The 13,867-nt window shown below is 31.3% G+C and carries 6 protein-coding genes; all 6 read left to right on the top strand.

What is annotated here, in order from left to right; translation table 11 throughout:
* Positions 1-2 precede the first annotated feature (2 nt).
* Positions 3-242, top strand: a complete 240-nt coding sequence (locus EF514_RS00745; protein ID WP_016648544.1) for a hypothetical protein — start codon at positions 3-5, stop codon at positions 240-242.
* Complete coding sequence (locus tag EF514_RS00750) at positions 229-2,580, top strand: leucine-rich repeat protein (protein WP_127722814.1); 2,352 nt, start codon at positions 229-231, stop codon at positions 2,578-2,580. Before EF514_RS00745 ends, EF514_RS00750 begins: the two co-directional genes overlap by 14 nt.
* Positions 2,581-2,594: 14 nt before the next feature.
* Positions 2,595-3,452: a CD1107 family mobile element protein gene (locus EF514_RS00755; RefSeq protein WP_127722816.1), complete on the top strand. Its 858-nt coding sequence runs from the start codon at positions 2,595-2,597 to the stop codon at positions 3,450-3,452.
* A gap of 64 nt (positions 3,453-3,516) precedes the next feature.
* Positions 3,517-5,238: a DNA topoisomerase 3 gene (locus tag EF514_RS00760; RefSeq protein ID WP_127722818.1), complete on the top strand. Its 1,722-nt coding sequence runs from the start codon at positions 3,517-3,519 to the stop codon at positions 5,236-5,238.
* Positions 5,231-6,196, top strand: coding sequence for a DNA cytosine methyltransferase (locus EF514_RS00765; protein WP_127722820.1), 966 nt, complete (start codon positions 5,231-5,233; stop codon positions 6,194-6,196). Before EF514_RS00760 ends, EF514_RS00765 begins: the two co-directional genes overlap by 8 nt.
* Complete coding sequence (locus EF514_RS00770) at positions 6,183-13,826, top strand: helicase-related protein (RefSeq protein WP_127722822.1); 7,644 nt, start codon at positions 6,183-6,185, stop codon at positions 13,824-13,826. Before EF514_RS00765 ends, EF514_RS00770 begins: the two co-directional genes overlap by 14 nt.
* Positions 13,827-13,867 lie beyond the last annotated feature (41 nt).

Consider the following 13,867-nt stretch of genomic DNA (forward strand, 5'->3'; position numbering starts at 1 on the left):
ATGTGAACAGAAAACTTATAAGTATTAGGAACAAAAAGAAAAAAATAGAAGAGAAGTTGAAAGATTTAAATGCAAAATACAAGGAAATTTGCGATGAAGAAATACAAGTTGAAAATGAAGAAATAATTGTAACTCTAAGGAGGAACAATATTAGCTTGGAAGAATTAGTGGAGAAAATCAATGATAGAAAAAGAGAAGAAAAATTAAAAGAAAAGGAGAACATTCATAATGAAGAAATTTAATACGAACAGACTAAGAGCCTTTTTTATGGCTCTTTTATTAGTTTTAACATCAACTGTGCATACAAGTGCATTTGCGAAGTCTGATGTTACTTGGACGGAAGATGATTTTATGTATTCCTCTGAGGGAAATATAATTGCCTTTAGTGATAAAGGCTTAGAAAAGAAAGAGAAGACAAATATTCTAGTATTTCCTGAAGGAACGAAATCTATAAATGGAAATTATTCTTTAAGTCATTCAAACGATGAACTTAGATATAAAAGAGAATTTGGACGTGGCAAACATTGGGATAAAGTAATTATTCCTGATTCTGTTAAGCATTTAGGTTATGCTGCCTTTTACGATGCAAGTATAGACGAGGTAAAACTATCAAATAGTCTAACTTATCTTGGTGGTTTAGCATTTTTCAATTGTGGACTTAGAGAAGTGACTTTACCTGATACTTTGGTAAATATTGAACATAATGCTTTTGAAAGAAATAACCTCCAAGAAATAACTATACCGAAGTCTGTGAAGACAATTGAACAGTATGCTTTTTCAAGAAATAAATTGTACACTATAAAAGTTTTAGGAAATCCAAATATTAACAGTAAGGGAGTATTCCATAATCAAGAAGTTGAGTATAGACCAAAACAAAATCCATTTTACGAAAATCATTTTGGTTTTAACGGAAATCAAGGATTCAAATCTATTCCTAATGGATTAAGGTTTGAAAATGGAGAGTTTGTCTTTGATAAGAATGTAGATAGTGTAGAACTTGAATTTGATTATAACAATGATATGTATCAAGGAAAGATGACTATTTACAATCCAAATAAATATTCCATTGATACTCAAACAGATTTAACAGGGCAAGATATTGATGAAAAGGACAATAAGATTGATGATTTAACTAAAAACATTAAGGATTTAGAAAATCAGATCAAAGACTTAAATGATAAGAAACAAGAAGACCAATCAAAGATAGATGAATTAAAGGAAAAGTTAGAATCTTGCAAAGATAATGGAGAGAAACTAAAACAAGAAAAAGCTAAGCTAGAAGAAGAGATTACAGATAAAGATAATAAGATTGCTCAATTGAATAAAGAAATTGAGGATCTTAAAAACTCCAAAAATGATGAACTAATAGCAGAAATTACTCAGTTTAAAGATGAATTAAAAAGATTAGAAGATGAAAATGCAAAACTAAAAGAAGATTATTCATCTACAAAATGGGAGTTAGAAGCTGAGAAAGAAAAGGCTGATAAAAATGAAAATCAAATCAAAGAAATGCAAGAAAAGCTCGAGTCTTTAGAAGGAGAACTTGCAAAGAAGACTAAAGAAATTGAGGATAAAGATAATAAAATTAAGGACTTAGAAAAAGCTCTTGATGAAAAAGATACTAAGATAAAAGACTTAGAGTCTAAAAAGAAAGAGACAGAAAATTCTAAGTCAGAATGCTTTAAGAAAATTGAAGAGCTTCAAAAGGCTATTGATAGCTTAAAAGAATCTTCTGAAAATACAAAAAAAGAATTAGAAGATAAGATTAAAGGACTAGAAGAAAAACAAAAAGCTTCTGAAGAAGAAATTAAAAAGCTAAAAGAAGAATTAGATAAGAAAATTGAAGAAGCCAAGAAGTTAATCGAGGAAGCAAATAAAAAAGCAAAAGAAGAACTTGAAAAACAAGCTAAAGATGAAAAGGATAAAAATCTAAACCAAGACTTATCTAAAAAATTAGATGAACTTCTAAAACTCCAAAAAGAAAACAAAGAAAAGAAAGAAGATAAGATATCTCAAGATAAGAAGTGGGATGAACTTTTGAAAGCTGATGACAAGAATATCCTAAATCAATTTGATCTTAACAAGATGAAGAAGCAAGAGGAACAACAAGGCAAAAAACAAGTTAAAAATGAAAAAGAATTTGCAGTTTTCCAAGTAGACAAAAACTTTTATAACATTATCAATAAAGATGGTAAGACAACAGTTTACATGGATGTAAAAACTTATGTTGATCAAGGAAGAACTATGATTCCAGTAAGATATATTGCATATACTCTAGGTTTTAATGTTGAGTATGACAACTCTACTCGTGAAGCTATTTTCTCAAATAAAGAGAATAATATCTTAGCTAAAAAGACATTAAGACTAAATATTGATACTGGTGTTATGAAAGATTCAGATGGAAAAGTCTATAATTCAGATGTTAAGCCAGTGATTATAAATGGAAGAATTCATGCTTCAATTTCAAATATTGCTAAAGCTTTTGGAGCAAGTCATGGAGATATTAAAGATGGCAAAAACCAAACAATAGAATGGGACAATGCTAGAAAAGCAGTCTATGTATTTAAAAATGTAAAATAAGAAAGGATAGAAAAATGAATAAGAGTATTAAACGAGGAGTAGCCATAGCGTTACTCCTTTTTACATTTACAGTACCAGCAACTACATTTGCTATGACAAATGAAGGGCAAATAGAAAGTCAAAACGAATCAATCTATGAACCACAAAAAGAAGAATTTGAAAAAATGTTTAAAGATGATGTTTTTACACCATCAAAAGAAGAAATTCCTTATCAAGATGTTCCAAGAATACCAGGAAATACAAGTGAAGTAACCAAGCCTTCAAATAATCCTCCAAAGAAAACACCACTTGTAAAAGGTGGTAATACAAAGGCAGTAAATAGTCTAGCAACACAGGAAAATAAGGCAAGAGGTTCAGTAATTGAAAATGTAGATAGGAATGGAAAAGATATTACACCAAGTGGAGATACAGAAAAAGATAAAGAAAATCCAGTAGATGTAAGACAATTTTTAACATTTCAAACTAAAAGTGGAAAAACTATGCACCTAATAGTGGATCACTCATCAAATCAAGATAATGTAAGGCTATTGACAGAAGTAGGAGAGCAAGACCTACTTAATATGATTGAATCAGAAGATAAAAATACTATAAAGGTTGAAGAGCCTAAGAAAGAAGAAGTAAAAAAAGAAGAACCTACTGTTGTTCCAGTAAAAGAAGAAAAGAAAAGTGGAATAGGTTCATTTCTAATTATTGCACTTGTAATTGGAGGAGTTATAGGAGCAGGATATTATTTTAAAGTAGTCAAAGCAAAAGAAGATAGAATGTTGGAAGACTTTGAAGAAGATGATGAGGATTATATTAGTGAGTCAGAAGATGATGACGATGATGAAACTCACGAAGAATCTTTAGATGAAGATGATGAACTATTATAATAATTTTTAAAAGCTTGAGCGAGAGAGAAATCTTTCGCTCTTTTTTTAATTTAAGGAGGTATTAATGAAGTTAGTAATAGCAGAAAAGCCAAGTGTAGCAGTTACAATTGCAAAAGTAATTGGAGCAAGAACAAGAATAAACGGATATTATGAGGGGAATGGATACATTGTTTCTTGGTGTGTAGGTCATTTAATTCAAATGGCAAGTCCAGATAAGATAGATGAAAAATGGAAGAAATGGACAATAGACACTCTTCCTATAATCCCAGAAGAATATATTTACGAAGTATCTAAAAACACTAAAAAACAATATGGAATTTTAAAGAAACTTTTAAACGATAAGAACATCGACACAGTTATAAATGCTTGTGATGCTGGAAGAGAGGGAGAACTTATTTTTAGGCTTGTATATAATCAAGCTAAATGTAAAAAGAAGATTCAAAGACTTTGGATATCTTCAATGGAAAACAAAGCTATTGAAGATGGCTTTAGAAATCTTAAAGACGGAGAAAACTTTGAAGACGTATATAGATCGGCAAGTGCAAGATCTATTGCGGATTGGTTAGTAGGAATGAATCTAAGCAGGCTTTATTCTTGCATTTACAAGGAAACATATTCAGTTGGTAGAGTACAAACACCAACTCTATATTTAATTGCTAAAAGAGATAGTGAAATAAACCTATTTAAGAAGCAAAAATATTATACGGTAGACCTATCTTATGGAGAATTAAAACTTGTATCAGATAGGATTGATAGAATTGAAGTTGCAGAACAACTATTAAATCTACTAGAAGATGAAATAGTTATTACAGAGGTAGAGGATAAAGAAATAAGCACAAAACCAGATAAGCCTTATGATCTCACTACCTTACAAAGAGAAGCAAATAAATATTTTGGATATTCAGCAAATGACACTTTAAATCTAGCACAAGGTTTGTATGAAAAAAAGCTAATCACATACCCAAGAACAGATAGCAGGTATCTAACCGATGATATGGTTACTACTATGAAAGAATTATTAGAAGGACTTGAAGATGATTTTAGGGTTAATGAATCAAACTTTAAGTCTATTTTTAATTCATCTAAGGTTACAGACCACTATGCAATTATTCCTACTATATCTGGTATTGAAAAAGCTAAAGATTTATCTGATAAAGAAAGCAAAGTATATAATCTAATTAAGAATAAATTACTTGCTTCATGTTCGGATAACTTAAAGGAATCTAGTAGAAAAATCAGATATGAATATGATAAATTTAACTTCAATGCAAGTGGCAAGACTATAATCGATGAAGGTTATGCCAAGTATTTAAAGCCTTATGGAAAACAAAAACAAGAAAATGAATTACCAGATGTAAAGACTGGAGATAAAATTAAGCTAACTTCTAAAAATATATCGGAGAAATTTACAAAAGCTCCAAGTCATTATAATGAAGATACACTTTTAAAGGCTATGGAGAATGCAGGGATTGAATCTTTGGATAAAGACATAGAAGTAGAAAGGAAAGGTTTAGGAACACCAGCTACAAGAGCAGGAATTATTGAAAATCTTATCCATAAGGACCTTATAAGAAGAAATAAGAAAAATCTACTTGTAACAGAAAAAGGCAATAGGCTTGTATCGATTGTAGAGGATAAGTTTAAATCAGCAGAAACAACTTCTGAATGGGAAATGAAACTTGCAAAGATTAGCTCTGGAGAAGTAGATAAAGAAGACTTTTTAAGAGAAATAGAAAATAATATAAGGGAGCTTGTAGATAGGTACAAGAATAATCTAAATGAATAAGGTGAAGATATTAGAGCTTTTCGGTGGCATAGGTGCTATTAGAAAGGCTTTTATTAATTTGAAGATACCTTATGAAGTTGTTGATTATGTAGAAATAGATAAGGCTTGTGTTAAATCATATAACGCTCTTTATGGAGGAGAATATAGAGCAAAATCAGTAGTAGGATATAAAGCTCCTAATGAAAAGATAGACTTAATTATGCATGGAAGTCCTTGCCAAGACTTTTCAAGAATTGGAAAAAAGCAGGGAGGAGTAAAAAACTCAGGCACTAGATCAAGCTTACTATTTGAAACAATTAGAATAATTAAAGAAATGAAAGAAAAACCTAAATGGATAATTTGGGAAAATGTAAAGGGAGTTCTTGATAGAAATATGAGGGACTCCTTTTTTATTTATCTAAAAGAGCTAGAGAGCCTAGGATATGAAAGCAAGTATAAAATCTTAAATGCAATGGACTTTGGCATACCTCAAAAAAGGGAAAGGATATTTGTTGTTTCATGTCTTGGAAAAAACAACTTTTCTTTTAATAAATTGGAGAGGAAAGAAACTAGACCACTAAGTGAATTTTTAGAAAAGGATGTAAGTGAACTTTATACAATGACCCAACCTTATATGCTGAAATTTTTAAATAAAGGCATAGATAACAGTTTTAGAGGGCGATTAAAAGTGATTAAAGCTTTTTCTTATACTATTTCTACAAAACAAATGAGAGTTCCTAATTCTGGAATAATAGATATTGGAAATGGTAAATATAGGTATTTAACAGAAAGAGAATGTTTAAGACTCATGGGTTTTGATGATAGTGATATAGATAAATTAGAGGAAGTACATCCAAGAAGAAAAAATTGCACTTCAAGCAAACTATATAAGCAGGCAGGCAATTCTATTGTGGTTGATATTTTAATGGCTATTATAAAAGAAATTCATAGAACGGAGGTAGGAAATGCAAGTAAATGATTTTAAGAATATACAAGAAGCAATAAAGTATGAGGTGTTACAAGATGAAAAAGAATATTTAAAGCTCTTAAAAGTTATAGGCAATAATCAGAAATATGATTTTTCCAGCCAATTAAGCATATATAACAAAGAACCTGAAGCTAGAGCTTGTGCGACTTTTGATATGTGGAAGAAATATTTTGGCAGAGTTGTTATGAGAGGTCAAAAGGGTATTCCAATTTTAGTTGGAAGTGATATAAACAAAAAAGTTTCATATATTTTTGATGTTAGTCAGACCACATCAATGGATAGGAATATTAATGAGGTTAGCTTATGGCAGTTTGACCACGAAAATCATAACGAGGCTTTAAAAGAAATAATAAGAGACTTTTCATTTGAAGCTAGTGATTCACTTAATGAAAATATATTTTCTTTAAGTCGAATTTATGGAGATGAATATATTAATTTGGCTCTTGCTGATTTGAGGATAGATATAGAGGATAGACTTAGTTTTGAAAAGTTTATGAGAGACTCAATATCCTATGCGGTAGCTAATAGGTTTAATACAGTCTATCCTATGGATATGGAAAATTTAAAAAATAATTTTTCTAGGATTAATACAATTTCTTTAGAGCAGATAGGTCTTGTAATATCAAGGGTTAGCGAAGATATTATAGATAGTACAATAGAAAAATCTAAGGAAATAGATCGTGCTAGGCTGCTGACAGAAAGGGCCGCTGCCGACTATAATAGAGATATAGAAAATACAAATGAAGATAGAGGAGGTCAAAATGATTTATATAGACGAGATGATAGGTCAAGAAGTAGAAACGGACGAGTTTTCACAGATGGAACGGGCAGAGGAAATAGCGATGAAGATCGAAGAGAAAACCTTGGACATGATGGAGAAGGATCTGGAATTTATGGAGAGATTCCCGAATCCGACATACGCAGTTCTAAGACTGTCTTACCTAGTAGGGAGCGAGGAGATGGAGAACTGGAAGAAACTTCACGAAATGTACGAGGAGAAAACACTTTTGAACCACCTGAAGGAAATTCAGAATCAGGCAGTGGACTTTATCAAGAGAGAGAAAGTCAAGATGATGAAAGCACAAGGATTGACAGAGAAGATGATGAGAGAGAATCCAGAGGAATACCAAGGACAGATGAACAACTTAATGGCAACAGTGAAGAAAATGGCAATCAAGGAATACGTGGAAGCTTAGAAAATGAAATAAGTCAAGAAAAGGAAGCTGATGAAGCTTCTTTTTTTGATGACAAAAACACTGAAAATAGAAAAGACTACTGGATTGTAGAATTTAATGAAAACCATGAATTAGTTCCCGATTATAGTGGGCAGATAGTAACTAAAGACTTAATTAATGTCCTAAGACAAAAGGATATTGATGTTAAAGACCATAATCAAACTCTTGGAGAAAATGAATTTGGAGAAATGACTGATGATTATATCGGATATTTCAAATTCTATTTTGACCACTATGTAGACGGAGAAGTTGTCGAGCATTATAGGATTGACCTTGGTGATGGTGAAGAAGTAAATGAGCGTGAATTTTCATATTTAGAAGAACAAGTTGCACTAAGTGAGGAAAAATCATTACAAGAAGAAGTTAAGGAAAAGATAGAACCTAAATTTAAGATAGGTGATCAGGTTAGATATAAAGATAAAGACTTTACAATTACAGATTTTGATGAACTAAGTGGAGGACTTAAAACTGTCACTATCAGAGATAATATGGAATATATGGGAGGTATGATTAGGGGTTCGGCAGTAATTCCATATAGAAACGATTCATACCTTGAAGAAATCTTTGAAAATCTAAGTCAAACATCAGAAAAACTAGCAGTAAAAGTTGGAAAGGAATTTATTTTAGAAGATGAGAATGTCTTTGATGGAATTAACTTAATTGAAACAGGAACTAAAGTAGAAGTTAATGGGGAAGAATTTCCTTTATATAAGGGTGAAACATTTGAAGAAAGTAGAAAGATTGATGACCTTTTAGATAGTGGAAATTATGAGATATATAAGTTATCTGAGTATGAAAAACAAATTGAAAGGGAAGTAGAGCAAGAAAGCTTTATTGATAAGTTCAATCCCGAAATTGATCAAATGATGGATAGGTATAATGTCCCAAGACAAGCAGCTGAAAACCTATTGAGAGGTAAAGAAGATTTAAAAAATCTAGGCTATGAACCTAATAAGGAAAGACTAAGTTTTGCTAGAAATTATGACTTGAAAAATCATATTTATTCAGAATACCTAACACCATCAGAAAGGCTAGATAAAAATATCAAAGCTATTAAAATGCTAAAAAGACTTGAAAATGAAAATAGGAGTCCAAGAGAGTATGAACAAGCCTATCTTGCTGACTATCTAGGTTGGGGTGGTCTTGCCGATGTCTTCGATGAAGAAAAGGGAGGTCAATGGCTCGAAGCAAGAAATATTTTAAAAGAAAATCTAACAAATGAAGAGTATTTAAATGCTAAAGAGTCTACTTTAACATCGTTTTATACACCTAGAGAGGTAATGGATGGAATATATAAGACTCTAACAGATATGGGTTTTAAGACTGGAAATATCCTTGAACCATCTGCAGGGGTCGGTAATTTTATTGGTAATGTGCCAAATGAAATGAAAGCGTCTAAAATCTATGGAGTAGAAAAAGATAGCCTAAGCGGAAGAATAGCAAGCGAACTTTATCCTGAAGCTAACATTCAAATTAAAGGCTTTGAAGAAACAAACTTCTCAAATAACTTTTTTGATTTAGTTATAGGAAATGTTCCCTTTGGAGATTTTAAAGTTAACGATCGTGAATATAACAGAAATAACTTTCTGATTCACGATTATTTTTTTGCAAAGTCAATAGATAAGGTTAGGAATGGAGGAATTATTGCCTTCATAACATCATCTGGAACTATGGATAAAAAAGATGAATCTGTTAGAAAATATATTAATGCAAGATGTGAGTTTTTAGGAGCTATGAGGCTTCCTAATACAACATTTAAAGGACTTGCTGGTACAGAAGTTACTTCAGATATTATTTTCTTAAAGAAGAGAGATTCAGTTATAGAAAGAGATGATGATTGGATACACCTATCAACTGATAATAAAGGTTTGACTTATAATAAATACTTTGTAGATAATCCTCAAATGGTATTAGGGGATATGAAAGAAGTATCTGGAAGATTTGGCAATACAATTACTTGTGATGAAAAAGAAGACGAAAATCTAAAAGATTTAATGGATCTTGCAAGTAAGGAAATATCTTCAAATTCAAAATATGAAGAGGTTGAACTATTGGAAGATGAGGAATTAAGTCTTCCAGCAACAGACGATATTAAGAATTTTTCCTATACCATTATTGACGAAGAGGTCTATTTAAGAGAAAACTCAGTCTTAATCAAGCAAAATATATCAGATAAAAACAAAGAGAAGATAAAAGATTATCTTGATGTAATGAATGCTTTAAAAGATGTAATAGAAAAGCAAAAGGACGATTTTTCTGATGAAGAAATAAAAGAGTCACAAGCAAAGTTAAATGAAGTCTATGATAACTTTTCAAAGAAACATGGCTTTATTAACTCCTTATCAAACACAAGAGCCTTAAAGGAAGACTCACACTTTCCTTTGGTTTCTTCAATAGAAATACTTGATGATGAGGATAATTTCAAAGCTAAGAGTGATATATTTTCAAAAAGAACAATAACAAAGGCAAAAGTAGTAGACCATGTAGACACTTCTCTTGAAGCTTTGGTTTTATCAGTTTCACAAAAGGGATATGTAGATTTTGAATATATGGAATCTATCACTAACAAAGATAGGGACACCTTAATTGGTGAACTTGAGGGCGAGATATTTTTAGATATTAAGGACACAGACCTAATTAATAACAGAATGCCTTTTGAGAACTTTGACAATGACGATCCATTTCATTTTTCATATGTATCAGCTGATGAATATTTAAGTGGCAATATTAGAGAAAAGATTGGCTATCTCAATTCATATATCGGAGAAATTGAAAATGTAATAGATTTAGCACCTTCTGAAAAGAAAGACACATTATTAAACGAGTTAGGAAAACTCAAATATCAAAGAGAAAAATTACAAGAAGTTATGCCTGAAGAACTCACTGCTTCTGATATAAATGTAAGGTTAGGAGCAACATGGATACCTCAAAAAGATATAGAAGACTTTACTTTTAATCTTTTAAAAACACCAGGTTATGATAGATGGAATATAAATGTTAGGTTCTCGCCACACACAAGTGAATGGAATATTGAAGGTAAAAGTGTTGACTCAGCTAATGACCTTGCTAACATGACTTATGGTACAAGTAGAGTAAATGCCTATAAGCTAATTGAAAATGCCCTTAATCTAAAAGATACAAAGGTATTTGACCAAGTAATAAATGATGATGGTTCGAAGACTTCTGTATTGAATAAAAAAGAAACTATGCTTGCAAGTCAAAAGCAGGAACTGATTAAAGAGGAATTTAAGAATTGGATATTTGAAGATCCTGATAGAAGATATAGGCTAGAAAAGATTTATAATGAAAAATTCAATTCAATTAGAAATAGAGAATTTGATGGCTCTAACTTAACTTTTGATGGAATGAATACAGAAATCAGACTTCGAGAACATCAAAAAAACGCCATAGCAAGGACTCTTTATGGTGGAAATACACTACTTGCCCATGTAGTAGGAGCAGGAAAAACTTTTGAAATGGTAGCTTCTGCTATGGAATCTAAAAAGTTAGGACTTGCAAGTAAATCATTATTTGTAGTTCCCAATCATCTAACCACTCAAATTGGTAGAGAGTTTATGCAGTTATATCCGTCAGCGAACATTATGGTGGCCGATAAAAAAGACTTTCAACCCAAAAATAGGAAAAGATTTATTGGTAGGATTGCAACAGGAGAATATGACGCAGTCATCATAGGACACTCCCAATTTGAAAAAATACCTATGTCTAAGGAATACCAAGTAAGACATATACAAGACCAAATAGATGATATAGTTTCCTTTATTGATGAGAATAAAAGAAATAGAGGGGAAAATTTCACAGTAAAACAGCTAGAAAAGACAAAGAAGAAACTCTTGGTAAGACTTGAAAAACTAAATGATGACTTTAAAAAAGATGATGTAATAACCTTTGAAGAACTAGGAGTAGATAAATTATTTATAGACGAAGCTCATAATTACAAAAACTTATTCTTGCATACCAAGATGAGAAATGTTGCGGGTATCGGTCAGAGTGAAGCCTTTAAGTCTTCGGATATGTATATGAAATGTAGGTATATGGATGAAATGACAGATGGCAAGGGAGTTGTGTTTGCTACTGGTACACCAATATCAAATTCAATGACAGAGCTTTATACCATGCAAAGATACCTTCAATATGACGATTTAAAGGCAAGAGGATTAGAACATTTTGACGCTTGGGCTTCTACTTTTGGAGAAACAGAAAACACCTTTGAATTATCTCCAGAAGGCACTGGATATAGGCAAAAGACAAGATTTTCAAAGTTTTATAACTTGCCAGAACTGATGTCTATGTTTAAAGAAGTATCAGATATAAAGACTTCAGATATGTTAAATTTGCCAGTACCAGAAGCAAATTTTGAAGTTATTAAAACAAAACCTACTGAGGAACAAAAAGAAATATTAGAAGCTATTTCAGAAAGAGCTGACGCAGTTAGAAATAACCAAGTCGAGCCAACAGAAGATAATATGTTAAAGATTACAAATGATGGTAAAAAACTTGCCCTTGATCAAAGATTAATAAATCCACTACTACCCGATGATCCTAATTCAAAGGTAAATGTATGCGTTAAAAATATCTTTTCGATCTGGGATAAGACAAAAGAAAATTCATCGACACAATTAGTGTTTTCAGATATGTCCACACCAAAAGGAGATGTAGAATTTAATATCTATGATGATATTAGAAATAAGCTAGTGAATATGGGAATACCTAAAGAAGAAATAGCATTTATTCACGAAGCAGATACAGACAAACAAAAAGATGAATTATTCTCTAAGGTAAGAAGAGGAGAAGTAAGAGTATTATTAGGATCTACTCAAAAAATGGGAGCAGGTACAAATGTACAAAATAAACTAATAGCCTTACACGATTTAGACGTCCCTTGGAGACCGTCTGACCTAGAGCAAAGAAGTGGTAGAATTGTTCGTCAAGGTAATGAAAATGATAAGGTAAATATCTTTAGATATGTAACTGAGAATACCTTTGATGCATATTTGTGGCAGACTATAGAGAATAAGCAGAAATTCATATCCCAAATAATGACCTCAAAAACTCCAGTAAGGGTTGCTGAAGATGTTGATGAAGCAAGTCTATCTTATTCAGAAATTAAGGCTTTGGCTACTGGTAATCCTTTAATAAAAGAAAAGATGGATTTAGATAACGAAGTTACAAAACTAAAAATGCTTGAAGCAAACTACAAGTCTAATAAATATAAGCTCGAAGATAAGGTAAATAAAATTTATCCTCAAAGTATTTTAAAAACTGAAATGGAAATAAAAGCAGTTAAAGAAGATATTGCAAGTATTGAGAAATTAGGAGAAGGAGATAACAAATTCACTTCAATCAGTCTTGGGACAAATAAAATTGTAGATAAGAAAGAGGCTGGAGAGAAGCTACTAGAAGAAATAAAAAAGGTAAAGATAAATGATAGCAAGGTTATTGGTAAATATAGAAATTTAGACTTACAAGTTTCATATAACTTTATGACAAATACCCACACTTTTAAACTTCTAGGAAAAGCAGAATACTTCGGAGAGTTTTCAAACTCTACTGATGGCAATATAACAAGGCTTGATAATGCCATTGAAAAAATACCTGCAAGACTTGAAAGGTTAAATCAAAACCTTGAAAACTATAAAGAATCTTTAGAAAATGCCAAAGTAGAATTGACTAAACCATTTGAAAAAGCAGATGAGTTAAGGGATAAGACGCTAAGACTAGCTGAAATTAATAAACTTTTAGATATGGGAGAAGTAGAAGAATTAGAAAACCAATCACCACTATTAGAAGATTTAAAGAGGGCGATAGTTGATTATTCTAACTACGAGTTTTCAGAATCTAATAGCTATGAAGACTTCGACAAACTATACCCTGATTTAAGTCATATAGGACTTGCCTATACAGAAACACCAGATGGGAAGCACTCTATTCAATATGAGGTAAATTTGGAAGAAAAAACATGGACTCAGTATGTAGATGATGTAGCTATTAGAACAGAATCTTTTGTAGAAGAAGATATATCTAATTCACAAGCTCTTAAAGATATTACCGAAGCCATAAAGATGTCAAGTTTTGATGATCTGGTATCAGTAGATGAAGAAGATTTAAAACAAGCACTAGGATTAGAAATAGATGATGATGGAAACTTCTATGATCCACTAGCAAAAGATCTGGATAATGACGGAATACCAGATAGATATGACAATGATTTTAAAGATAGTGATTACTTTGAATCAACTTATGATGTAGAGGATAACTTTCAAGCAAGGGAAGAGAAATCATCAATATTAGGACAAATATCAAAATTCAAATCGGAAGAAGAAAAAGATAAAAATCAAGAAAAAAGTGAAAAAGGACAAGAAAGATAGAGGAGAGCGAAAGGCTCTCCTTATTTAATACAAGGAGGAAA

Origin of the sequence: Anaerosphaera multitolerans, from assembly GCF_004006535.1 — a bacterium.
GTDB classification, from domain to species: Bacteria; Bacillota; Clostridia; order Tissierellales; family Peptoniphilaceae; genus Anaerosphaera; species Anaerosphaera multitolerans.

Bases quoted from the DNA above. Each gene is read 5' to 3' on its own strand.
- EF514_RS00755 (WP_127722816.1), top strand. From the start codon at position 2,595: ATGAATAAGAGTATTAAACGAGGAGTAGCCATAGCGTTACTCCTTTTT.
- EF514_RS00760 (WP_127722818.1), top strand. From the start codon at position 3,517: ATGAAGTTAGTAATAGCAGAAAAGCCAAGTGTAGCAGTTACAATTGCA.
- EF514_RS00765 (WP_127722820.1), top strand. From the start codon at position 5,231: ATGAATAAGGTGAAGATATTAGAGCTTTTCGGTGGCATAGGTGCTATT.
- EF514_RS00750 (WP_127722814.1), top strand. From the start codon at position 229: ATGAAGAAATTTAATACGAACAGACTAAGAGCCTTTTTTATGGCTCTT.
- EF514_RS00770 (WP_127722822.1), top strand. From the start codon at position 6,183: ATGCAAGTAAATGATTTTAAGAATATACAAGAAGCAATAAAGTATGAG.